Genomic DNA, 21,628 nt, shown 5'->3' with positions numbered 1-21,628 from the left:
AAAACCTCCTAAAAAGCATTCTCTATATGTGTAATTTTATGTTCATCAAAAATTATTTCTATAACGTCAAAACGAATTTTTGAACCAAACAAATTTTTTTCTAACATATATATCTGTGCTACATCTTGTATCTTTTTTATCTTACTTCTATTTACAAATTCTCTAGGGAAACCAAAATTTACATTTTTTCTAGCTTTAACCTCAATAAAAACTAGAAAATCCTTATCTTTTGCAATAATATCTATTTCTCCAAAAGGCTTTAAAAAATTTCTTTCAATAATTTCATATCCTTTTTCTAAAAGAAATTTTACAGCCATATCTTCCCCATAATTTCCAATATCTTTAGCTTTCATTTTCTTTTTTCTTTTCAAAATATTTCTTTAAGAAAGTTACTCTATGAATTGGTGTAACACCAAACTCATCAATACCTTTATAGTGATCTTTTGTACCATACCCAATATTTTTAATAAAATTGTAGTTTGGATATTTTTCCTCATATTCCACAAACATATTATCTCTATATTCTTTTGCAATTATCGAAGCACAAGAAACAACATAAGAAAGCTCATCACCATGAATTAAATTTAACTGTGGAATATCAACATCAACTTTTTCTGCATCAGTTATAAGGAAATCTCCTGAAACCTTATTTCCAGAAGAATCTTTAATATTTGAAATTGCAATCTTCATAGCAAGTCTACTAGCTTGTTTTATATTAATCTCATCAATTTTTACATTATCTACAATTCCAATCCCATAGCCAACACATTCTTCTAAAATCTTATCATTAAGTGCAACTCTCTTTTTCTTAGAAAGTTTCTTACTGTCTGTTACACCATCAATCTTACTATCTTTTTTCATAATAATTGCACAAGAAACAACAGGACCAGCAAGACAGCCTCTACCAACTTCATCAACTCCGATGATTAAATTGTAGTTTTTGTAAATATTCTCAAGTTCTTCTCTAATTTCCATTATCTTCCTCAAACTTTTCAATATCTTCTACAGTTTCTAAAGTTATTCTTCCAAGTTTAACTTTTCTAAAATCATCAAAAACTAAATTTGCAACCTTAAAATAATCTATTTCATTTTTCTTTAAAATTGCTCCTCTATTTCTTCCTATCTCATCCATTAAAAATATAGTTTCTTCATAAGAGTCTTCAGATAAATTATATCTATTTTTTAAAATATTTACATCTTTTTTATTTAACTCATCAATAAAACGAAAAGCTAAATTTTCAATATCCATAATCTCATCCTTAATTGCACCAGTAAAAGCTAAATGTAAACCGATTCTCTCATCTTCAAACTTTGGCCAAAGAACACCAGGAGTGTCTAAAAGTTCTAAATCGTTCTTTGTCTTAATCCATTGAACTTGTTTAGTAACACCAGGTCTGTCGCCTATTTTAGCACTCTTTCTCTTAGAAATTGAATTTATAAATGTAGATTTTCCAACATTTGGTATTCCTACAATCATCATTCTAATAGTCTTAGCTGAAAGATTTTTTTCCTCAAGTTTTTTAAACTTGTCAGCTAACATTTCCTTTGCAACAGAATAAATCTTATCTAATCCCTTTGAATGAAGAGCATCTACAACAACTGCACCATACCCTTGTTTTCTATAATAACTAAGCCATTTTTTAGTTTCGTTTTCATCTGCCATATCAGATTTGTTTAAAATCATTATTCTAGGCTTATCCTTTAAAACATCATCAATAACTGGATTTTTACTACTTATTGGAATTCTTGCATCTATAATCTCTCCAACAATATCAACCAATTTTAATGACGCTCTTATATTATCCATAGTCTTTTTCATATGACCAGGATACCAGTTTATATTCATATTTCCTCCATATCATAAATAAAGCAATTGCTTTAACTAATATTAAAATATACAAGTAAGGAGGTAAGAATTCTATCTCCCTCCTTAAATTTTGATTACATCTATAGCGTAAACTATTTTTCTCTAATCTTTTTAAAAAATACAATTGCAGACATTATCATTAAAAGTAAAATTATACTACAAAGTACAACACCTATAATCTTAGTAGTATCCATTTTACCATTAGTAAAATTATAATAAATTGTATAAATAAGCACTAAAGACACAGCAATAGAAAAAGCAAACCAAATATGATCTCTATATTTGCTATTTTCTATACTATTTGTAATTGTTCTTGAAATTAATCTACTTAACGCTCTCACGATGTTACCTCCTATTATTATATTCTCATTGTGTAAATTAAATCAATTTTAATATAATAACACAATTAAATTATAAAACTATAAATGATTTTTGTCAATATTTCAACCATTAGCATATTGTTTATACAATAAAAAAACAAGCTATAAAACTTGCTATAAAAACTTGAAAATTAATACCTACATCTATTTAGTTAGATACAGTTTACTAAAATTTTATATTAGTATATAATTATTTTGCATTCTATATGTAAGGAGGTGAAGCTATTGACCTCTATTGAAGCTATAATTTTATTAACGTTGTTGATTGCGTTACTAAAATTGCTAAAAAAATTTGAATAATCAACATAAAAAGCAAGGTCTGCCAACCTTGCTTTTTTATTTGCATTCAATTATGTGAGAAGAATTGACCTCTAAAAAATTCTTATCTCATCTATATAATACCACAATTTACGAAAAAGTCAACTTAACTTTTAAAAATTATTTAGTACCTATATTACATTACTCTCAAACAATTTATCATTAATGAGCTTAAATAAGACAGAATATAGCACTACAGCCACTATTGCCGCTAATATATCCAAAAAATATACTGCATATCCGGATGAAAACTTGATGGAAAAATAATGATGGGTATAGTACCAGCTTGCTATAAATACCGCAAGCTTATCCATTGCAAATAAGCTTATTTTTACAAATGTTGTTCCTACAAACAGGATAACTCCCAAATATAGTATAATTAAGGCTATAAAAATAACAATCATATCATTTCATCCTTTCTACTAAATAATCCTATTTTTTAGCAAAAAATTAGCGTTGGGAGAGAATTTTTCTCTCACCAACGCTAAATTTTATATAACCACTTTTCCTTAAAATAAATGTATGAATCTATCTATCTTATCTACTCAAATAACTAATGTATGCATATTGCTACTACAAGAGGACCTAAAACTGTAAGTAAAATATTTCCCATTGCATATCCTGGTGTATATGCTATAGCAAAAATACTTGAATCATATTCCTCCACAACTCCGTTAAGTGCTGCTGTACACGTTCCAGCACCACATTGAGCACCAATGATATCTACAGCATCTAACTTTAACACATATCTTCCAAAGTAAACGGAAGCAATATGAGGCAAAATGGTTACCAAAACACCAATTAATAGTACCTTTAAGCCCATAGATTGCAATGCAGATATGAAGGAAGCTCCAGAAGTAAGTCCCACAATAGCTATAAAGAGATTTAATCCAACACTCTTACAAAACCATCGAGTTGCTTTCGGCATCAATCCATAGTTAGAATGTCTATCTTGATAATATCCGAACAGAAGTCCTCCAATTAAAGCTCCTCCACCAGATCCAAGTGTGATCGGAATTTTGGATACAACGAAGCTGATTGCACCTATTAATAAACCAACTACAAGCCCGATGCTGATAAAAGATACATCTGTCTCAGTTCCTGTATCCTTCACATACCCAAGTTTCTTTACAGCCTTAGAAATAGCAGCTTTTGGTCCCACCAATATCAAGTGATCAAGAGCCTTTAACTCATCCTCTTCAGGGAGAATATTGTTATCTCTCATCCTTTTTGAAATGACGATTCCATTTTCTGAAAGATTCTTTATAACATCTAGAGAGAAATTGTTAGTTAAAACTATTTCTTGCTTTACCACATCTAGCCTAAGAGCTTCTGAAGCATTAGTTTCCTCCATGCCAGAACCTTCAAAATTTAATACTGCATCAAGAAGTCCTATAATCGTAACTGTATCCTTCTCAAGCAGCTGCACATCCGGTGTAAGATTCACCTGTTTACCATCTCGAAGAATCTGAATTATTGTAAGAGAATCATCGTACTGTTCTTCAATGGAACCTATTGTTTTGCCAATAAGTTCTGCACCTTTTCCTAAGCAAAATGCACGTGCTTTAATATTTCCAACCACAGTGTTTTCCGAAGAAGACTCATGGAAATTTGTTTGCTCAATTTTCTTCTTAACTGTATCTGTCAAATTTGCACCAATTAACTTTGATGCACCATTTCTCAAAAACACAACTACCCCAATCGTTCCAAAAACATAGGTAAGTGCATATGCAACTGCCATTTGACTTTCAGCCGTTTTCAGTTCTGTTCCTGAAAGCATAGCCTTCATAGTAGAATCCGCTGTTCCTAAGATTGCTGACTGTGTAAGACTACCTGCCAAAATTCCGCCAGCTTCTCCAGGTCCAATATCAAAAGTCTTAAACAAAACAATCGAAACTACAAAAGCTACCACGGCGAAGAATATGGATAGGATAATAATTTTAAGGCCAGATTTTTTTAAACTTGCGAAGAATGAAGGTCCAACCTCATATCCGATAGTAAAAATAAATAGTGAGAAAAAGATTGTCTTCACCGTTCCGTCAATTTCGTAAGTTCCTGCCCCCTTCAATATTAGGGAAATGAGAAGTCCTACCAGCAAAGTTCCTACAGTGGCACCTACCGTAAAGGATTTTATCTTTACCTTTCCAATAAAATATCCAAGTGCAAGACATATAAAGATAGAAATAACTGGATTAGCAATCAAATAATGGGCTATATCAGAGAAACCTGTTACCGTAACACGTTGTGCTGTTTCCAACACTTCATGTGAGATTAAATCTATATTCATTTTAAATTACTCCATTCTATAGCTTTTTTTTCTCTTTTGTATACTTTTCGTAATATTCTTTCAAAAGGGATATAATACGGTTTGCTATTTCCTTATAATCATTGTCCTCTAGGTTTGCTTCTGAAATTCTAACTGTACCAGGAGTTGCTCCAAAACCAACTCCTTCCATCAACACAACACCATCTTCCTTTGCTAGATGTAAAAGAAAATCTATTTCCTCAAATTCATTTCTAAGCCATGTTGCGAAGTTCTTATCATAATTTGTCTCTGCAAGTTGATATATGTCAATCAGTGTATAATATTTAGCATTGGAATCACTGTTATCCTCAGGTAAGCCTAATGTAGACATTAAATTGTGGTAACGAATCGCTGTAATTTCTTTACAAGCTTCAATGTATTTATCCTTTTCATTTTCAAGAACCAAATGAGTCATAGATAAAAGAACCATCATAATCTGCTGTGGTGTAGATAGCCCGCTTGTATGATACAATCCAATAGATCTGCTGTCTGCACATATCCTATCAACAAAGCCCATTTCCGAAGGATTTAATGTAACGATAGAATAATCGCTTTCTAGTTCTTTTTTCTTCTTCTCAGGAAGCTTCTTAATTAGTTCATCAAAAACATTATCTTCATTAATTGCTATAACTCCGAGTCTCCATCCTGTAACACCATAAAGCTTTGAATACGAATAAACCAAAATAGTGTTTCTTGGGCAAACGGAATAAACAGTGCGGAATCCATTTACAAAAGTACCGTATACGTCATCTGTTATAATAATAAGATCCGGACGCTTTACAACTACCTTTCTTAACTGTTCCAAACTCTCATCTGTAAGACTACGAGAACCCGGATTTGATGGATTCACTAAGAAAAATGCCTTGATAGAAGGGTCCAAAAGCTTTTCAAATTCAGAATCTGGAATATGCCACTGATTTTCTTCCATTGCTTGAAGATTGATCTCTGCTAAATCAAAATTTGATAGTCTCGGAATCTGAATATAAGGAGTAAATACCGGTGTGTTGATTGCAATGTGGTCTCCATCATTAAGCAGTCCATTATGCTTTAAGGAATCAAATATATAAACAATTGCAGCCGTACCGCCTTCTACTGGAAATACCTTAGTATTTTTTCTTAAATCAGCCTTCCCATATAGAATGCTTTGAAGAAATGCATTGATGATGTGCTCCGTATTCTCCAAACAACGGCTAGGAACCGGATAATTGTTTCCTATAATGCCATTTGTAAGCTCCAAAATAAGGCTTTTCTTATCTAAATCTAGATGGTCTACGCTATACTCCACGATCTTTTTAAGAAATACATCCACCTCATCGTCACGATTTAAAAAAGCATTGTACCTCTCCTCAATTCCATTGGAGTCAACATATCCAGCTAAATCTCCTTTATCTACAGTTCTTTTGCATTCTGACACGCCAAATTCCATCAGTCTTGCAAAAGCTAATCTTCCCAAGGTATTAATCCAATTAGGATTTCCTCTTCCTGCATTCAAAAATTTCAAATGTTTCTCATTCTTTTCTGATAATTTCAACATATCAAAGCTAATTTCAAATGCACCAAGTTTTTCTAATTCTCTTTCAAATCTCTTTGTAATCATCATTGATTCTCCTTTCTTTCTGACTGCATAAGTTTTTCTAACCACAATACAAAAAAACATCAACATCTTTTACGTTTAAATTATATTATTCGCAAGCCATTATGTAAATTATTTTTAGTTTAATAGTGATAATGATCTCATTACCAAATCAATATCCCTATTTTATAGCTCCTATATAATATGTAAGTATGTTTTTTACTATCTTGCATTGTTTCAGTCGCATTTTCATTGAAGTGTACAACTTATTACAATTAAATTAAATTAAATTAAATTATAAAACAATATAATGTTTTTGTCAATATGCACATATTTTAGAGATATAAAAAAAGAGTTAGTCATTCTAACTCTTTTTGAAAATGTTTATATCTTATATTTAATTACTTTTGCAAATTGAATATTAATGCTGTTGGAATATAGAATAAATATGGTGCTGTAAAGACTGCCATATATAATGCCATTTTTTTCTTTTCTCGTTCTTCTACATCTAGTTTTGAAAAACTAAATTTTAAGTTAAAGAAATATATAAAAAATCCAACCATTGCTATAATAACTGTCATAAATAAAAATCCATAAAGATTACTAAAAGGATTTTCCATTACAGGAATTAGTATATTTGAATTTAACCAAGCAAAAATACTAGAGGATTCAGGAAGTCTTCCTATTAAATCTACTATGAAAAACAGTAAAATAGCTCCTATAAAATCTGCAAAGAATCCAAATAAGAATACTTTAAAGATTACTTTTTTATACTTTTTAAATGAATCATCTATCTTTAAAACTTTTAAAGATAATAGAATTACAATTGAGTCAACAACAAAATTAATTGGAATTGCGATTAGCCAAGTAATTGGAATCAATAGTAAAAACCAAATTGGAAAAAACACATTATAAAGCTTAAAATTTTTCATAGCTCCTCCTAGTTTAATATTAATTTTTTAGTTACAAAAAAAGAGTTAGATTAAACCAACTCTCATAAATTTGAATTAAGCAGTCGGTTGGTCGGTGTACCCAACATCTCAAATACCTAATTGAAGGTGCGGCAGGAACCTTTTCTGCCCTCAACTACTTCTTTACTTAACTATAGTATACCCTCTTTTTTACTCTTTGTCAACCTTTTTTAGCCTTCCACTAAATTTTCTGTTATTAAGTTTAAAATCATTTATACTATACATACTTGCGATAAAAAACTTATCCTTACTTTTATTAACTTTTAAAACTAAGAGAACATTTTTATTAAAGCATTTTACATATTCTAAAGCTATTTTATTGTCTTTTTCATTAACTCCAACATAATCTGGATTATCTATTATTTCATCTATATCATCTAAGTATTTTAAAACATCATAATGCTTTCTCTTTTCTAAATGTCTTTTTAATCCGTGTTTTGAAAACTCTATTTTAGATAATTCAGTTTTAATACCTAATAATTCTTTAATACTATCCTTAACTATCATAATATACCTCTTAAGTATATTTTAGCATAAAATAAATATAAAGCAAGACAATAAGAACCCCACCCTTCCACGATGCTTCGCATCGGGTGGGTTCCCGGGAACCTTGTTGTTTCACAATAAAAAAAGAGCTATCTTTACAGATAACTCTTTTAATATGTAAGCACACCCAAGGTCGCTTAACAAGAAATGCACGGTGCCTTTGCAGTTAGCTCTAAGTAAGCAATCTTACGGCACATAGAGTATTTTACTTATGGCTGCTTCCGTCAAGACCTGACCAGATTCATAAAGCTCTATTGCGTAAGGACCCACTTGTCAACACCACTTACAAAAGTCGGCTACACCCCTTGAAAATCTCACTTGGGAATTCAGCCCTGCTATAGCAGATTACAGGTTACAAGGTACTGCTATCACCCCGCCTAGCGCATGGCGGAGAGCGAGGGATTTGAACCCTCGAAACGCTTTTGACGTTTACACGATTTCCAATCGTGCTCCTTCGACCACTCGGACAGCTCTCCAAGATACCAATATATTATAATGTATTTTTTAAATTTAGTCAATAATTTTTAATTTCACTTTAAAAACTCTGAAATTTTAGTTGCTATTTCTTTTGGCTTTTCTGTATAAAAATTATGTGTAGTATTTTCTATAAAATAAACTTTTATATTTTTACTTCCTGTCTTTTTATATTTTTCAACCTTTTTATTTTTATACTCATAAGCATCTTTAGGTAAATCAGATAAAAGCAATAAAATTTCATCTTTCAATCCTAGTGAAAATATATCTTTGTAATCATCATACCTTATGTCAAATAAAGAAGATATTATATTTATATCCATATTCAAACTATTTTCTAAAATATAATTTCTTGAGTATTCTTTTTCTTCCTCTAAGGTAGTTTTCATATAATCATCTTCAAAAATTCCACCATCTAAGATAATTTTTTTTTTCGCATATAAAAATCTTGAAAACTTTAATAATAAGTCTGCTCCTAAGGAATAACCCACTACTAAAGAATTTTTTGGAATAACCGATTTAATCCAATCTAAAAATTCTTTTTCATTTTTTATATTTACATCAATATTTGAATATTGTCCCGGAATATCTATATATTTTATTTCATATCCATATTTATTTAATTCTAAATTAAACTCTATTGTAGTTTCAATTTTACTACCTAATCCAGATAAAAAATATATTTTCTCCATATTTAATAAAATTATCTCCTTAATTTCTACTTGAAATGAAAATCCCAAACATAACGCCAAGCAAACATAATACAACACTCAATATTATATAAATTATTGCCATAACGGGCTTATTAATTTGAAATAAGTTATTTGCTTCTAGTGAAAAAGTTGAAAAAGTTGTAAAGCCTCCACATACTCCAGTTTTGAAAAACAAAGTTAAGTTTTTTGACCAATTATTTTTAACCGAAATACCAACAACAATCCCAATCAATATTGCTCCAAGCAAATTTGTTATTAGTGTTAAAACCGGAAATGTATTCTTATATGGAATTAAGCTAATTGAATATCTTAAAATCGCTCCAATAGCTCCACCTAATCCAACAACTAAAATCTCAATCATAAATACCTCTAACGCTTTTGAATCATAACTACATAAGGAGGTAAATTTTTTTGATTTTCAAATGTAAACTTCAAAACTATATAATCTTTTTGATCAAGAGTTTTTAAAAAGCTTGACATTTCTGCGCTCTCAATTTGTCCGCAAAGATGTCCAATGTAAAATGTTATAAAAATTACTCCTTTTGAATTTAATTTATCCAATAATTTTCTTACACTTTCTTCAACATCTACTGAATTTGTAGTTATTAATTTATCTCCATTTGGTAGATATCCTAGGTTATAAATTGCAAAATCAACATAATCTTTAACATATTTATCAAAATTTCTATGATTATCTAATATTAATTCATAATTAGAAAAATCTTTAAGTAAATTTTTTGAATTATCCAAAGCTTCTTGTTGTATATCAAAACAATATAGTTTTTCTGGCTTTACAATTTCCAAAATATTTTTGGAATCAAATCCATTACCTACCGTCATATCGACAGCAACTTTTACATCTTTGATATAACTACCCATAAAAAATTCTATTAAATTCTTAGTATTATTTATTATTACAGCCACTACAACACTTTCCTTGTTCTAAAATTTCGTCTACATCATAAATGTATAAATCATCTTTTATTTTAGTTACTCCTGAAATTCCATCAAAGAATATTCTAGAATAAAAGCTCTTCTTTTCTTTTGTATATACTTTATAAGCAATACATTTTATAAAAAATCTATTAAATTTTTCCATTCCTTCATCGTATTTTATCTCTTCTAAATAATAATCTTCATCTCTAAATGTTAGTTTTACATATCCAATTATATTTTCTTCCATAACTAAACTAAAATAAAAAGTTGGAACAGATAAGTCCATACTTCCGCCAATTCCATATTTAACATAAAGTTCTTCAAATTCTTCTGGCGTAGCATTTTTTAATCCTATCATTATAAACTCCTTAAATATTCTATTTCTTCTTTACAAAGTTTTCTGTAAGTACCTATTTTTAAATTTCCAAGTTTTATCTTTCCAAAAGCAACTCTTTCTAAAGAAACAACATTATATCCTAATATTTTAAACATTTTTCTTATCTGTCTATTTCTTCCTTCTTTTAGAAAAACTTTAACTATATTATTTTTAAAATCAAATATTTCAAACCTTGCTTCTCTAGTCATTCTACCCTCAAGTATTATTCCCTCAGATAGTTTATTTAAATCACCATCTTTAATTTTTTTATCAACTTGAACAATGTATTCTTTTTCAACATTATGCTTTGGATGAGTTAATCTAAAAGCTAAATCACCATCATTTGTTAAAAGTAAAAGTCCAAAGCTATCCTTATCCAATCGACCTACTGGATATATTCTCTCTTTGGAATCTATTAAATCTAAAACTATTTTTTCCTGATTTTGTGCCTTAGCCGTACTGGAATATCCAATAGGCTTATTTAGTAGATAATATCTTTTAACCTCTTCTAAAGCTATTTTTTTACCTTCAACTGTTATTTCATCTTGTTCAGATACTTCCATTCCTTTTTCTGCAAGTTTTCCATTTACAAAAACTTTTCCCTGTTCTAGTAACAAATCTGCTTTTCTTCTAGAACAATAGCCTGTATTTGCAATAAATTTATTTATTCTCATCTTCAATTTCCATATTTATTTCATCATCAACTATTTGATTTTTTTCTTCATCTGAAATGAATTTCTCAATATCAGGTAAATCTTTTAACGATTTTAAATTAAATTGATTTAAAAAATTTAAAGTTGTTTTATAGATAATTGGCTTTCCAATTCTATCAAGTCTTCCAGCCTCTTCAATAAAGTCTTTTGAAAGTAAAGTATCAATAGAACTATTACATTTAACTCCTCTAATCTCTTCAATTTCTTGTCTAGTAATTGGTTGTTTATATGCAATTATAGCCAAAGTTTCTAAAGTTGAGTTAGTTAAATGTTTCATTGTAACTTTTTCAAACAGCTTTGAAATTGTTTCATGATATTCTTTTCTGGTCTTTATTTGATAATGGTTAGAAATTTTTTGAATAACAAGTCCTCTTTTTTGAAACTCAAATTCTTCTACCAACTCATCAGCTAAAACAGTAGCTTCTTTTACAGAAATTTCTAATACTTTTGCAATATCATCAATTTTTAAAGGATCTCCGTAAACGAATAATAACTGTTCAATTACTTGCTTATATTCTCTACTATTCAACTTCTTCCCCCACTAAATTAAGCTTAATTTTATTATCTTTATCTTGAAAAATCCTAACAAAATTATTTTTAACAAGTTCCAAAATAGATATAAATATTGTTATAAGCTCACTTTTTGTTCCATTTTGAAAAATTAATTCTTCAAAATAGGCTTCTTTTTTCTCATATAATTTTGACTTTATCATAGAAATATACTTTTCAATTGGAAATAAATCTTTTTCTATGATTTTATCAAAAGAACTCTCATCGTTTTTCTCTTTATACTGATTAATAATATTTTCCATTAAATTTAATAAAACATTTACGTCAGTATTCAAAATAATTTCTTTATCTTCTGTTATATATTCTGTTATATCAGATTGCATTTTTGAATATGCTTTACTTCCATCAGCTTCAAGATTTCTAAAATACTCTCCAACTTTTTTGAACTTTCTATATTCTACAAGTCTTTCAATCAATTGTTCTCTTGTAACAATTTCATCCTCATCTTCGTCTGTATTTTTTGGAATTAAACTTCTAGATTTAATTTCAACTAAAGTACTAGACATAATCAAAAAAGCAGAAATATCAGTATCTTCACTATGAATAGAATTTTCAATTACTTCTAAATAATGTCTTGTTATTTTGCTTATTTCTATATCATAAATATCAACTTTTTGTTTTGAAATTAAGTCAAGTAATAAATCCAAAGGACCTGAATAGGCATCTAAATTTACCATTAATTGCATTACATCACCAACAAAATTGCAAGATTAAGTATATGCTTCCCAACTTCAGAAACAATAGGTGTTAGGAAAGTTCCAAATGTTCTTGTAACTATTAAAGCTAATAAAATTAGAGTTGTGTAACTTGAAAGTTTGAAATATTCATACTCTACATCACTTGATAAAAAAGCACTTATAAAAATTGCACCGTCAAATGGTGGTAAAGGTATTAATCCAATAATTCCAAAAACTATACTTATTGAAAAAATATCTCTAAATAGTAAAAATAATAGTTCATTATCCTTTCCAATCTTGATATATAAAATCGCTGATATTAAAGCAATTATAAAACACATAAAAGCATTTGATAAAGAGTAAATTATTTTCCCCCAAAATCTATTTTTAAAATTTGACATCTTAATTTCCATTGGTTTTGCCCAACCAAACTTAAAGATTATAAAACAAATAAAACCCATTAAATCAATATGATTTGCAGGATTTAAACTTGTTGCACCATTGTTCTTAGGTGTATCATCTCCCAAAGCTAATGCTACATTTGCTTGGAAAATTCTACAAGCAACAATTACAAACATTACTGCAATTCCAACGATTACATGCTCCATTATACTGTCCATACTACCCCCCTATTTATCTCATTTAAAATAGCCATTGCTGTTTTAAAATCATTTATTTCTCCATTAAAATACATTCTTTTTAAGTCTTCAAAATGAATTCTAACTATACTTAAATTCTCGTCATCATCTTCTGGTAATTTAGAAGCAAATAGACTATCAGCTCTGTAAATTACTGTTTTTTCAGTACAAAAACCCACACTGTTATATCCTTCAAAAATTTTTTCTAAAGTCTTTGAACTAAATCCAATTTCTTCTTGTAACTCTCTAAGAGCTGTCTGTTCATAGTTTTCTCCAACTTCTACAAGTCCTGCTGGTATTTCCAGAAATTCTTCTTGAATAGGAAATCTATATTGTTTAACTAAATATACAAAACCTTCTTCATCTATTGGAAAAATTGCTACTGCATCTTTATGTTCAACAATTTCCCTCTTTAAAATTTTTTCATCTTTTTCAAAATATTCTAGTTTTAAATTCAAAATTTTACCATCAAAAATTTCTTCAGTTTTTACTTTTCTGTACATCTTAATCTTTCCTTTTTTTCGTTTGCAATTTCAATCATTTCCTTTGATTGTCTTATAGTTGTATCATTAATATTTGCACCACCAATAAGCCTTGAAATTTCCATAACTTTTTCATCATAATTCGCACATACAACTTTAGATAAAGTTACATTTCCGATAGTTTCTTTACTTATTATAAAGTGAGTATCAGATAAAACAGAAATTTGTGGTAAATGCGAAATTACAAGAAGCTGATGATTTTTAGAAATCTCTGCAAGTTTTTCTCCAACTATCTGAGCAGTTACTCCACTTATACCCGTATCAATTTCATCAAAAACAAGAGTTGCAATCTTATCTCTATCAGATAAAACTTTTTTAAAACCTAACATAATTCTACTAAGTTCTCCACCTGATGCAATCTTGTAAATTTCTTGAAGCTCTTCTCCCTTATTTGTAGAGATTAAAAAAGTAACTTCATCAAAACCAATATTTGTAATTTTATTATTAGTTTTTATATCTATTTTAAATATTGAATTTTTTAAATCCAAATCTAAAAGTTCTTTTTCAATTAATTTTTCTATTCTTCTTGCAACTTCTTTTCTAGAACTTGAAATTTCATTTGCAAGTTTTTTATATTCTTCACTTAAATTTTTAAGTTTATTGTTTTCTTCCAGTAGTAAATCTTTTGAATGTTCAAGTAAATATATATCTTCTTCTAATGAATTTTTATATTTTATTAATCCGTTTTTATCCGTCTTAAGTTTTCTCTTTAAGTCGTTCAAAAGATTGAATTTTTCTTGTAAAATCATTAAACTTTCTTCATCAATATAAATATTTGAATAATAGTCTTGTATTTTTGCATAAATCTCTTTTAGACCAAAAGAAAGATTTTCAAAGTCTTCACTTAATTTAACAGTTTTATCATTTTCTTCAAGAAGTGCAATATTTCTATTTATCTCGTTCAAAATAGAAAAAGCATTGACCTCTGAAGTCTCGCCATCAAAAAGTTCAATTAAATTTCCACAACAACCTAAAATAGCTTGACTATTATTATATTTATCAAGCTCATTTTCAATGAATTCTTCATCTAATGTTTCTAAGTCTAAGCTATTAAGCTCTTCAATCTCAGCTTTTATTTCTTCAATATTTTCATCAAAATTATTAACTCTATTTTTTAACTTCTTTAAATCAGTACTAGTCTTTTTAATTTTTCCATATAGTACTTCTATTTCTCTTAATTTTTTTCTAAATTCATCATCACAAAAACTGTCTAAAACCTCAACAAAATCTGTTCTATTAAATAGAGTGTAGCTATCATGTTGTCCACAAACATTTAAAATATTTATCATTATTTCTGATAGAATAGAATTATTTACAGTTCTATTATTTATCTTTGAAACTGATCTTCCATTTTTACTTACAGTTCTTGAAATAACTAACATATTATCTTCAATTTCTATATCTAATTCTAGCAATTCAAATTTATTTTTCATTATTGTTTCGTCATATTCTGAAAGGAAAAAAACTCCTTCCACATAAGCAGTATCACCACGTTTGCCTATGGATGAAGTATTAGCTCTCCCACCACAAAGCAAAGAAATAGCACCGATAATTATAGACTTACCAGTTCCTGTTTCTCCCGTTAAAATATTAAGTCCTTCAGTAAAGGAAATTTTTATTTCATCAACAATCGCTAAATTCCTTATATATAATTCAGATAACATAAAATCCCTACCTTACTAGTTTCTTTATATCTTCAATTACAGAATCTAAAAAAGATTTGTCATCAACTGCAATAAAAATAGTATCAGTACCAGTTACAATACCACTAACCATTTTCAACTTGGCACTTTCAATATATGATCCACAAATACTTGCCGTATGTGGAATAGTCTTTATAAGTATCATATCTTCATTATGTTTTATAGACAAAATCGCAAGTTTACAAATCTTATTTAATCTTTCATCTAAGGATTCGTAAATTGAGTCCACAACTTTATACTTATATTCACCTTTTTTATTTTGAACTTTTAAAATTTTTAATTCCTTAATATCTCTAGAAACAGTTGCTTGTGTAGAACGAATACCTTTCTTTTCTAAACATTCTGATAGTTCTTCCTGCGTTTTTATTTCATTATTTTCAACTAAATCTAGAATAATTCTTTGTCTTGTATATTTTTTCATAAAAACCTCTTAAAAAACTCCTTTAATAAGTGCTAATTTTTCTTTATTCCCATCTCCTCCAAGAATTGGAGAATCAATGATGGAAATAATTTCTAATTTATTAGCTAAAGCATACAGTCTAATTTTCTCAATAACATTATCAATTACTTTTTCAGACTTGACAATACCTTTCTTACTAAGACTTTTTCCTTCGCATTCAAATTGTGGCTTAATTAATGCAACAATTAAGCTATCTTCTTTTAAAAATTTATGCAAATTTTCAAAGATATATCTTAAAGAAATAAATGAGACATCTATCGAAATAAAATCGACTTTTTCTCCAATTATTTCAAAATCTAAATATCTAAAATTTGTATTTTCAAGACTTATAACCTTTTTATCATTTAATAAACTATCTACAAGTTGATCTCTACCAACATCTATTGCATAAACTTTTTTAGCATTCTCATTTAACATGATTTGAGTAAAACCACCAGTTGAGGCTCCTATATCCATACAAACTAAATTATTCAAATTGAGATTAAAATTTTTAATTGCACAGTCCAATTTAATTGCCCCTCTGCCAACATAAGTATCTTCAAATGTTGAGTTTATTGTTATTAACTTTTCATCTTCAATTAGCATGGACACTTTTTCTATTACTTTTCCATCATAAAATGCTCTTTTTTCAGAAATAATCTTTTTAGCATAAGTTCTAGACTTAGCAAGCCCTAAATTTACTAAACAAATATCTGCTCTTTCCATTAGTATGTCCTTTTTGCCATAAAGTCTATAAAGTCTATAAAGAAATCTTTATTCCCAGAAATTTTATTTATTTCTTCAAAAGAAATACGATTTAAATCATTAATTTTCTTTTCAACTTCATTTTTCCCAAGAACAGTTGCAAAAGTCTTTTTATTAAGTTTAACATCCTCTTCAAAATCGAATAAATCATCTTGAAGTTGGAAAACAAGTCCCAAATTTTTTGCATAGATTTCTAAGTGAAGCAAATCTTCATCACTAGCTCCAGCCAGTTTTGCTCCTGATAAAATAGCAGCTTTAAAAAGCTCTCCTGTTTTTAAATCATTTATTTTTTCAATATCGCTTAAATCTTCTACCTTATTTTCAAGATCTAAAAATTGACCATAAATCATTCCATTTATTCCACTAGAATTAAGAATAATTTCACTTGCACTAACTGCATTTTTTATCTCTTGAATATTATCAAGTTTTTTAATAGCTTTAAACATAATTAAATTTGCATTATTTAAAAGTTCATCTCCAACCAATACTGCATTTGATTGTCCAAATTTACCATAAACAGAAAGAACTCCTCTTCTAAATTTGTCATCATCCATTTCAGGTAAATCATCATGAACAAGAGAGTAATTATGTATAAGCTCAAGAGAAATAGCAAAGTCTAAAGCTAAATCAGAAACTTCCTTATAACTTTTAAAAGACTCTAAAAGTAAAATTGCTCTTATCCTCTTTCCACCAACAGAAAAAGAATATGCACACATTTTTTCGAATTCATTTTGATTTTTATAAACTAAATCTAGTCTATCTTCAATAATTCTTTTATCTTCTTCAATCAAACTTAAAAAATTGTCCATTATAACTCTAAACTCACTTGTCCATCTTCTAATGTTTTCTCAACAAATTTTTGAACTTCAGACTCTGAATTTTCATCAAATAAGAAAAGTCTTCCCTCTTCTTTTTCAAGAATTTCAACTAATTCTTTATGAAGTTTAATTCCCTTTTTATATAATTCAATACTCTTTTCAAGACTTAATTGTTCTTTTTCTAAAGTATTTACAATTTTTATAAGCTCTTCAATTCCCTTATCGTAATTTTCTAACTTAATTGCCATCTATAATCTCCTTAATATCGGAAATAATTTCTCCATTAGAAACCTTAAGTTTCAAAGAATCTCCTACATTTACATCCTTAATATCTTTTACAATTTCATTTTTATCATTATAAATAATACTATATCCTCTCTCTAAAACACTTGTTGGATTAATAATCTCCAAAGATTGTCTTTTAAAGTCTAGTAATTGTTTATTATACTTAAATACAGCATTTATTTTTTCGTCCAATGATTTTCTTAAATTCTCTAGATTTTCTTTTAATGTAGTAATTCTATTAACTGGATTATAATATTCCAATTCTTTCTTAAAATGTTCTAGCTGAATTTTTTCAGCAGAAATTTCCTCTAAAATATTTTTATTAAGTTTTTTCTCAGCTTGACTTAAAAATTCTTTTAACTCATCCATACTCACTGATGAAAGCTCTGCACCTGCTGTCGGAGTCGCTGCTCTTTTATCTGCAACATAATCCGTAAGCATTGTATCTATCTCATGACCTACTGCTGAAATAATTGGTTTTTTACAATTAAAAATGGTTCTAATAAGATTTTCATCATTAAACGCATTCAAATCTTCAAAAGAACCACCACCTCTACCGACTATTATTGTATCAATAAAATCGAGTGAATCTAAGTATTTAACACCTTCAGCTATTTCCTCACTAGCACCAATTCCTTGAACTTTTGCAGGATAAAAATAGATATTCGCAATCCTATATCTTCTTCTTAAAGTATTTAAGATATCACGAATAGCAGCTCCATTTTTAGCTGTAACAACTCCGATATTCTTTGGAAATTTCGGAATAGGTTTTTTAAATTCAGCATTAAAGAGGCCTTCTTTTGAAAGTTTTTCTTTAAGAGCTAGAAATTGTTCATATAAATTTCCACGCCCAACCTCTTCAACATTTTTACAAAGGATTTGATAGTAGCTACCCTTTTCATAAGTCATAACGGTTCCGGTTACAACAACCTTCTGTCCGTCAGTAAGATTTAAATTTTGTGCAATCGGTACTGTTTTAAAAACAACGCATTTTAGCATAGCTTCATCATCTTTTATACTAAAATAACTATGTCCTCCCGATTTTTTAAAATTAGATACTTCGCCTTCAACACTAATATTGGATAAAAAAGAATCTCTTCTAAGTACATTTGCAATATACTTACTTACTTCTTTAACCTTAAATGTTGTCATCAAATTTCTCCTATTTAGAATAACACTAAAAGAACTCCAAAAATTGCAAATATACTTATTGCAGGTAATACATGTTCAATTAATGCTTTTAAAGATTTTTTAGGAATTGCAATTAATGCACTCAAACTACAAACCAATGGAACATAGTATGATAGTATTAAATATGCATTTCTCCATGGTAATAATTTAGGAATCATTGTATGTTTAAAAAACAAGAATATTGCAAAACACACAATACAAAAAATCGGATAGACTATCCATCTTTTTGTACCTTCCGTTCCAATTAAATAAGTTGAAACTGCAATGCCAGAACAAACAATTCCAGCAAAACCAATAAGCAATAAAGTATTAATAATTCCCATAATTGCCTCCTAAAATTAAATGTTATTTTTAGATCTTACTATAGTTCCGAGAATACCGTTTATAAATTTATATGAAGCTTCTGTAGAATACTTATTAGCAATTTCTATAGCTTCGTTTATTGCAACACTCTCAGGAATATCATCTAAGTAATAGATTTCATTAACAGCAATTCTTAAAATTGCCAAATCTATTTTAGCTATTCTATTGTAATTCCAACAACCTTCTAAATTATCTTTAATTATATTGTCAATCTCATCAATGTGATCAATTATAGATTTACAATTTTTTCTAATATATTTAAGTTCACTACTAGGCAACTCAAAATATTCTATAAAACTTTCAATCTCATCACATTTAAAACTGTCCTTAATACTTAGTTGATAAATCAACTTCATACACCATTCACGTGCTTCACTTCTTGTCATATAAGCTCTCTACTTTTCAATAGATTCAATACAAATATTCACACCTAATACTTTAATACTTGTCATTATTTCTATCTTTAATTTTATATTTTCTTGAATTTTCTTAACAATTTCTTCAAATTTTTGTCCATATTCTACGACAACTTTAACAGAAACTTGAATTCCATTTTCTGATAATTCAATTTCAATTCCTTTTTTAGAATTTTTTGCATTAATTTTTTCAGCATCTTCAGGGATTCCAACTATATGTTTAACACCATCAACTTCAAGAGTTGCCATAGCTGTTATCATATAAAAAATATCATTTGATATTTTAATACTGCCGTTTTCATATTTATTTTTATTCATAATTAATACACCTCCACTTACTAAGTATTATACCAAAAATTGTAAATTTATTCAATTAAAAATAAATATTTATGCAATTCTATATAATATTAATATTTTATAAAATTTTTAAAAAAACAGCATCTTGAACTGAAAATTTAATTATGCTAAAATATCATTAATTATATAATAATAATCAATATAGTTATATAATTTTGATATTTTATAAGGAGGTGACATTTTGAAAAATTTTGGAACAGAAAAGGAAACTCAAGGACTTAAATTATTCTTAAAATTAATTGCTTTAGCATGTTTTGTATTATTTAATGGTTTCTTATTCGCATTTATTAGACTTTTTGTACGTAATATTGACAATATTACAAAAAAGGGATCTATGACACCAGCTATTCTTCTTGTAGGAGGAATTTCTTTATTTTTAATATTATGTGCATATGTATTACCATATTATTTATTCGTATTATTCCCTAAATTATATTATTACGACGATGGTGTTGTTATTGGTAAACAAGATAACGAAAAGATTCTTTATAAAGATTTAGATTATTTCTTTATATCTAATCCAGTTAATCCTATTGAATTTCTAGCAATTTGGTATTATGCAAATGGAAAGTGGAAATCTTTATCTGGTAATGGATATTCTAAAAAAGCATTTAAACTTTGGCAAGAAGATTTTGTTAAAGTTAACTATCCAATATATATGAAAAAAATATATGATGGAGAAACTGTAGAATTCTTATATCACGATCCAAAGAATCGTAGATTAGGCTTCAAAACTGTTAGAAAAATTCTAGAAGAAGGTCTAAAGATTGAAATCACAAAAAACTATTTCAAAGTTAATGGTAAAGAATATAACTGGGATGAATATGATATTTATGCTAAAATAGGTAATGTTGTTGTAAGAAATGATCAAGGTAAGACTGTATTTAAATTACCACAAAAGGCATTTGTTCATAAACCAAATTTACTTCAAGCAATTGTATATGAATTAAATAGTAACAGTCATAGAGATTAATTAATATCAAAATAATAAATATTTGATTGTTTTCATTTCACAAAAGCAATTATTAATTTTATTTGCTTTAAATAATTAAATATTTATTAAAAACAAAAAGCCAACATAGTTGGCTTTTTTATTTTGTATAATAATATATTGCAAGTTGTGTTCTATCTCTAAGATCTAATTTTTCTAATATTCCAGAAATATAATTTCTAACAGTTCCCTCACTTAAAAATAATTTTTCAGAGATTTCTTTATTTGAAAGTCCTTTTGCAATCTGTTCTAAAATTTCTATTTCCTTTTGTGTTAAAAGATCAAATTCTTTTTTTGTCGTTTTAAAAAGACTCTTAATATTTAATTCATTATCAATAATCTTATTTCCAAGACTTACACTCTCTATCGCAGGAATTAGAGATGCTACATTATCTTTTAAAATAACCCCTAAGACTCCTCTATCAATTCCTCTCATAATATCATCACTATCATTAAAAGTTGTAAGTAGCATTATCTTAGCTTCTTTATCATATTCTAATAATTCTATTGCAACATCAACACCATTTATTTCTTTCATTCTTATATCTAAAATAACAACATCAACTTTATTTTCTTTGTATGTTTCAATAGCTTTTTTTGAATCTGTTGTTGCCAGCACAATTTCATAACCACTTTTGCCTAAAATTGTACTTAGTGCATTTAATACAAGAACATCATCATCAACCATTATTAATTTCACT

At 28.0% G+C, this 21,628-nt stretch carries 29 protein-coding genes, 1 tRNA gene and 1 other RNA gene; 1 reads left to right on the top strand and 30 read right to left on the bottom strand.

The window, feature by feature from the left end:
• Positions 1-8: 8 nt before the first annotated feature.
• From LW893_RS00665 to LW893_RS00525, 29 genes are all read right to left on the bottom strand, one after another.
• Entirely contained in the window at positions 9-353 is a 345-nt protein-coding gene (locus LW893_RS00665) for a YraN family protein (protein WP_269836872.1), read from the bottom strand.
• Positions 343-975, bottom strand: coding sequence for a ribonuclease HII (locus LW893_RS00660; RefSeq protein WP_233055310.1), 633 nt, complete (start codon positions 973-975; stop codon positions 343-345). Before LW893_RS00660 ends, LW893_RS00665 begins: the two co-directional genes overlap by 11 nt.
• Positions 965-1,846 (bottom strand): ribosome biogenesis GTPase YlqF, encoded by an 882-nt coding sequence (gene ylqF / locus LW893_RS00655; RefSeq protein ID WP_233055309.1) that lies wholly within the window; start codon positions 1,844-1,846, stop codon positions 965-967. The genes LW893_RS00660 and ylqF overlap by 11 nt, the downstream gene beginning before the upstream one ends.
• A gap of 113 nt (positions 1,847-1,959) precedes the next feature.
• Positions 1,960-2,208, bottom strand: a complete 249-nt coding sequence (locus tag LW893_RS00650; protein ID WP_233055308.1) for a hypothetical protein — start codon at positions 2,206-2,208, stop codon at positions 1,960-1,962.
• A 488-nt stretch (positions 2,209-2,696) separates the two neighbouring features.
• Entirely contained in the window at positions 2,697-2,969 is a 273-nt protein-coding gene (locus LW893_RS00645) for a hypothetical protein (RefSeq protein ID WP_233055307.1), read from the bottom strand.
• Positions 2,970-3,118: 149 nt separating this feature from the next.
• Entirely contained in the window at positions 3,119-4,852 is a 1,734-nt protein-coding gene (gene aspT / locus LW893_RS00640; protein ID WP_233055306.1) for an aspartate-alanine antiporter, read from the bottom strand.
• A gap of 16 nt (positions 4,853-4,868) precedes the next feature.
• On the bottom strand, positions 4,869-6,470 hold the full coding sequence (locus tag LW893_RS00635; protein ID WP_233055305.1) for a bifunctional aspartate transaminase/aspartate 4-decarboxylase: 1,602 nt from the start codon (positions 6,468-6,470) through the stop codon (positions 4,869-4,871).
• Between the two features lie 374 nt (positions 6,471-6,844).
• Complete coding sequence (locus tag LW893_RS00630; protein ID WP_233055304.1) at positions 6,845-7,375, bottom strand: hypothetical protein; 531 nt, start codon at positions 7,373-7,375, stop codon at positions 6,845-6,847.
• Between the two features lie 189 nt (positions 7,376-7,564).
• Positions 7,565-7,921 carry a PBECR2 nuclease fold domain-containing protein gene (locus LW893_RS00625; protein WP_233055303.1) on the bottom strand — a complete coding sequence of 119 codons (357 nt, stop codon included), beginning with the start codon at positions 7,919-7,921 and terminating at the stop codon, positions 7,565-7,567.
• A 158-nt stretch (positions 7,922-8,079) separates the two neighbouring features.
• Positions 8,080-8,346: signal recognition particle sRNA large type (gene ffs, locus LW893_RS00620), an RNA gene on the bottom strand.
• Positions 8,346-8,436, bottom strand: a tRNA-Ser gene (locus LW893_RS00615). The genes ffs and LW893_RS00615 overlap by 1 nt, the downstream gene beginning before the upstream one ends.
• 54 nt (positions 8,437-8,490) lie before the next feature.
• Positions 8,491-9,126, bottom strand: coding sequence for an alpha/beta hydrolase (locus LW893_RS00610; RefSeq protein ID WP_233055302.1), 636 nt, complete (start codon positions 9,124-9,126; stop codon positions 8,491-8,493).
• Positions 9,127-9,145: 19 nt separating this feature from the next.
• Entirely contained in the window at positions 9,146-9,508 is a 363-nt protein-coding gene (crcB, locus tag LW893_RS00605; RefSeq protein ID WP_233055301.1) for a fluoride efflux transporter CrcB, read from the bottom strand.
• 8 nt (positions 9,509-9,516) lie between these two features.
• On the bottom strand, positions 9,517-10,071 hold the full coding sequence (locus LW893_RS00600; protein ID WP_233055300.1) for a tRNA (mnm(5)s(2)U34)-methyltransferase: 555 nt from the start codon (positions 10,069-10,071) through the stop codon (positions 9,517-9,519).
• On the bottom strand, positions 10,052-10,441 hold the full coding sequence (locus LW893_RS00595; protein ID WP_233055299.1) for a hypothetical protein: 390 nt from the start codon (positions 10,439-10,441) through the stop codon (positions 10,052-10,054). The genes LW893_RS00600 and LW893_RS00595 overlap by 20 nt, the downstream gene beginning before the upstream one ends.
• Positions 10,441-11,133 (bottom strand): pseudouridine synthase, encoded by a 693-nt coding sequence (locus tag LW893_RS00590; RefSeq protein ID WP_233055298.1) that lies wholly within the window; start codon positions 11,131-11,133, stop codon positions 10,441-10,443. The genes LW893_RS00595 and LW893_RS00590 overlap by 1 nt, the downstream gene beginning before the upstream one ends.
• The gene (gene scpB / locus LW893_RS00585) at positions 11,120-11,701 is read right to left on the bottom strand and encodes an SMC-Scp complex subunit ScpB (RefSeq protein ID WP_233055297.1); all 582 of its coding nucleotides are present in this window, start codon (positions 11,699-11,701) and stop codon (positions 11,120-11,122) included. The genes LW893_RS00590 and scpB overlap by 14 nt, the downstream gene beginning before the upstream one ends.
• Positions 11,694-12,428, bottom strand: a complete 735-nt coding sequence (locus LW893_RS00580; RefSeq protein ID WP_233055296.1) for a segregation and condensation protein A — start codon at positions 12,426-12,428, stop codon at positions 11,694-11,696. Before LW893_RS00580 ends, scpB begins: the two co-directional genes overlap by 8 nt.
• Positions 12,428-13,039 (bottom strand): site-2 protease family protein, encoded by a 612-nt coding sequence (locus tag LW893_RS00575; protein WP_233055295.1) that lies wholly within the window; start codon positions 13,037-13,039, stop codon positions 12,428-12,430. The genes LW893_RS00580 and LW893_RS00575 overlap by 1 nt, the downstream gene beginning before the upstream one ends.
• Positions 13,027-13,560, bottom strand: coding sequence for an NUDIX hydrolase (locus tag LW893_RS00570; RefSeq protein ID WP_233055294.1), 534 nt, complete (start codon positions 13,558-13,560; stop codon positions 13,027-13,029). The genes LW893_RS00575 and LW893_RS00570 overlap by 13 nt, the downstream gene beginning before the upstream one ends.
• A complete protein-coding gene (recN, locus tag LW893_RS00565; RefSeq protein ID WP_233055293.1) occupies positions 13,545-15,263 on the bottom strand; it encodes a DNA repair protein RecN in 1,719 nt (572 codons plus the stop codon). Before recN ends, LW893_RS00570 begins: the two co-directional genes overlap by 16 nt.
• Positions 15,264-15,270: 7 nt before the next feature.
• Entirely contained in the window at positions 15,271-15,723 is a 453-nt protein-coding gene (locus tag LW893_RS00560; protein WP_233055292.1) for an arginine repressor, read from the bottom strand.
• Between the two features lie 9 nt (positions 15,724-15,732).
• Positions 15,733-16,467: a TlyA family RNA methyltransferase gene (locus LW893_RS00555; protein ID WP_233055291.1), complete on the bottom strand. Its 735-nt coding sequence runs from the start codon at positions 16,465-16,467 to the stop codon at positions 15,733-15,735.
• On the bottom strand, positions 16,467-17,315 hold the full coding sequence (locus LW893_RS00550) for a polyprenyl synthetase family protein (RefSeq protein WP_233055290.1): 849 nt from the start codon (positions 17,313-17,315) through the stop codon (positions 16,467-16,469). The genes LW893_RS00555 and LW893_RS00550 overlap by 1 nt, the downstream gene beginning before the upstream one ends.
• Positions 17,315-17,572: an exodeoxyribonuclease VII small subunit gene (gene xseB / locus LW893_RS00545; RefSeq protein ID WP_233055289.1), complete on the bottom strand. Its 258-nt coding sequence runs from the start codon at positions 17,570-17,572 to the stop codon at positions 17,315-17,317. The genes LW893_RS00550 and xseB overlap by 1 nt, the downstream gene beginning before the upstream one ends.
• Positions 17,562-18,761, bottom strand: coding sequence for an exodeoxyribonuclease VII large subunit (gene xseA, locus LW893_RS00540; RefSeq protein ID WP_233055288.1), 1,200 nt, complete (start codon positions 18,759-18,761; stop codon positions 17,562-17,564). The genes xseB and xseA overlap by 11 nt, the downstream gene beginning before the upstream one ends.
• Positions 18,762-18,775: 14 nt before the next feature.
• The gene (locus tag LW893_RS00535) at positions 18,776-19,123 is read right to left on the bottom strand and encodes a hypothetical protein (RefSeq protein ID WP_233055287.1); all 348 of its coding nucleotides are present in this window, start codon (positions 19,121-19,123) and stop codon (positions 18,776-18,778) included.
• Positions 19,124-19,138: 15 nt separating this feature from the next.
• Positions 19,139-19,549, bottom strand: coding sequence for a transcription antitermination factor NusB (gene nusB / locus LW893_RS00530; RefSeq protein WP_233055286.1), 411 nt, complete (start codon positions 19,547-19,549; stop codon positions 19,139-19,141).
• Between the two features lie 9 nt (positions 19,550-19,558).
• Positions 19,559-19,897, bottom strand: a complete 339-nt coding sequence (locus LW893_RS00525) for an Asp23/Gls24 family envelope stress response protein (protein ID WP_233055285.1) — start codon at positions 19,895-19,897, stop codon at positions 19,559-19,561.
• Positions 19,898-20,117: 220 nt separating this feature from the next.
• Between LW893_RS00525 and LW893_RS00520 the strand changes: the two genes are divergently transcribed.
• Complete coding sequence (locus tag LW893_RS00520; protein ID WP_233055284.1) at positions 20,118-20,909, top strand: hypothetical protein; 792 nt, start codon at positions 20,118-20,120, stop codon at positions 20,907-20,909.
• A gap of 118 nt (positions 20,910-21,027) precedes the next feature.
• On the opposite strand, the gene LW893_RS00515 is transcribed toward LW893_RS00520, so the two are convergent.
• A complete protein-coding gene (locus tag LW893_RS00515) occupies positions 21,028-21,627 on the bottom strand; it encodes a response regulator (protein WP_233055283.1) in 600 nt (199 codons plus the stop codon).
• Position 21,628 lies beyond the last annotated feature (1 nt).

The organism is Parvimonas micra (assembly GCF_021300775.1).
GTDB lineage: Bacteria > Bacillota > Clostridia > Tissierellales > Peptoniphilaceae > Parvimonas.
Note: the sequence above shows the minus strand (reverse complement) of the source record. Positions and strands in the feature narration are given on the sequence as shown.